1 protein-coding gene is annotated in these 1,251 nt (G+C 46.4%); it reads right to left on the reverse strand.

Translation table 11 applies throughout. The annotated features are described in order from the left end of the window. Positions 1 to 32: 32 nt before the first annotated feature. Positions 33 to 1,166, reverse strand: a complete 1,134-nt coding sequence (locus EFBL_RS07985) for an IS630 family transposase (RefSeq protein ID WP_096181621.1) — start codon at positions 1,164 to 1,166, stop codon at positions 33 to 35. Positions 1,167 to 1,251 lie beyond the last annotated feature (85 nt).

The raw sequence follows: 1,251 nt of genomic DNA on the forward strand, positions 1-1,251 counted from the left end.
ACTAGTAGTTCGTTTCCATAATAGACTTACTTTTACCTAGCAGCAGACTCCAAGCCGTACTTCCAACGAAACGGAACAGGATTTTCGTTAATTTCCTTGAGGTACTGTTCGATTCTTTCTTTCAATTCTTCTTTGGACTGTACCCGGAGATGACGCAGGAAACTCCTTGTCATTTTAGAGAAAAAGGATTCGATCACATTGAGCCACGACCCATGTTTTGGAGTAAAAACAAACTCAAAGCGGTTTGGAACGGTCTCTAAATATGCCCTTGTTTCTTTCGAAGTGTGGGCAGAATGATTGTCCAATATGATTTGGATTCGAAGGCCAGGAGCATATTTGTTATCAAGCATTTTTAAGAAATCGATGAACTCTTTGCTGCGATGTCGATCCACAACGGAGCCCATGACTTCTCCAGTCAGAAGATCCATCCCGGCCATCAAGCTGAGTGTCCCATGTCGAACATATTCGTAATCACGGCTGAAGGTTGGATGTTGTCCCGGAACCGGCGGCAGGTCGGGGGATTTTGTTCCGATAGCTTGAATACCCGGCTTTTCGTCATAAGAAAGCATGACATCGCAGAGCGGAACAAAATCATTGTTTTCCAACTTCCATTCGACTTGCTGATAGACGTGGAGTACCTGCACCATTTTCGCATCAAAGTCGGGATCACGGCGTTCCACGTAGTAAGTAACTTTATGAGGCTGAACTTGCTGGGCTTTTAGCAGTTTCGAAATCGTACCTCCCGAGATGTGCGATGCGCTTGGATGGCCTTGTTCCTCAGCGTGCTTCCGAATGTACTCTGCTAGAAACCGAACCGTCCAAAGTTCGTAAGAAAAGCCCAGGTCTTTGGGTTTCTGGCAGGCTACTGAAAGAATCCAAGTTTTGGCCTCTGGTGTCAACCGTGGAGGCTTGCCCGAACGCTTGAAGTCATCTAACGCGACATGAATGCCGAATTCTTTCGCCTTTTGCAGGCAGCGTGTCACCGCAGGAACGCTGATCTTCAGTTCTCTGGCAATCGTCGTTGAACCGAGCCCTTTGGCATGTAAAAGAAGGATATTGGCTCGTTCCACGCGGCGTACTTGTTCCGTCCTTGATTGGCTCACCTGTCGAAGGTACGATAGATTCTCTTCGGTAATCTCAACTTCAATTTCACGTGTTCTTCCCATGGTATCCGCCCCGTTCATTATTCTTGCTTTCAGGATACCATAGAACACCGTTTTAAGTAACTGAATTTAGGAAACGAACTACTAG

Origin of the sequence: Effusibacillus lacus (genome assembly GCF_002335525.1) — a bacterium.
Lineage (GTDB): Bacteria > Bacillota > Bacilli > Tumebacillales > Effusibacillaceae > Effusibacillus > Effusibacillus lacus.